The 579-nt window shown below is 65.6% G+C and carries 1 protein-coding gene; it reads right to left on the bottom strand.

What is annotated here, in order from left to right; translation table 11 throughout:
* The coding region (locus A5779_RS12705; protein ID WP_165609778.1) for an AMP-binding protein at positions 1-579 on the bottom strand (579 nt) is incomplete at both ends.

The raw sequence follows: 579 nt of genomic DNA, 5'->3' as shown, positions 1-579 counted from the left end.
GTGGAAACAGCAGCGCAACCCGCTGCCCCGGACCGACACCGCGCTCGACAAGCAAGTGCGCCAACCGATTCGCAGCCGCATCCAGCCCGCGATACGACATCGAACTGTCACCGAAACTGACCGCCACCGCAGCCGGGTCGCGGGCCACCTGCGCGGCGAACATCTCCGGAACCGACAGAGGCGCCGCAGCCGGCACCTCGAGCGCCGCCCGATTACCCCACCCGTCCAACCCGGTGAGCTCATCACGGACGTCGACAGTGGAAATCGACCGTCCCGGGTCGGCCGTCATCGATGTCAGCACCCGTTGGAAACGGTCCGCCAAATCGCCTGCGTCGCAGCCGGCGAACAGCTCCCCCACGCCCGTCATGCTGAGAAGGAGATCTTCACCTTCCTGGAGGAACACGAGACCGAACTGATCCACCAGCCCGGTGTGGGTAACCGTCCCCGACCCGAAAGTGCTACCGAAATAGGCGACCGGGATGGTCGGGATGAAATTGATCGCGGCCCGAGTCGACGGCTGCCCGGCCCCCTGGAAACGCGTCTTGTTCTCGATAGCGCGGAGCGGGAAACGCTGATGGC

Origin of the sequence: Mycolicibacterium peregrinum, from assembly GCF_001665625.1 — a bacterium.
GTDB lineage: Bacteria > Actinomycetota > Actinomycetes > Mycobacteriales > Mycobacteriaceae > Mycobacterium > Mycobacterium peregrinum_B.
Note: the sequence above shows the minus strand (reverse complement) of the source record. Positions and strands in the feature narration are given on the sequence as shown.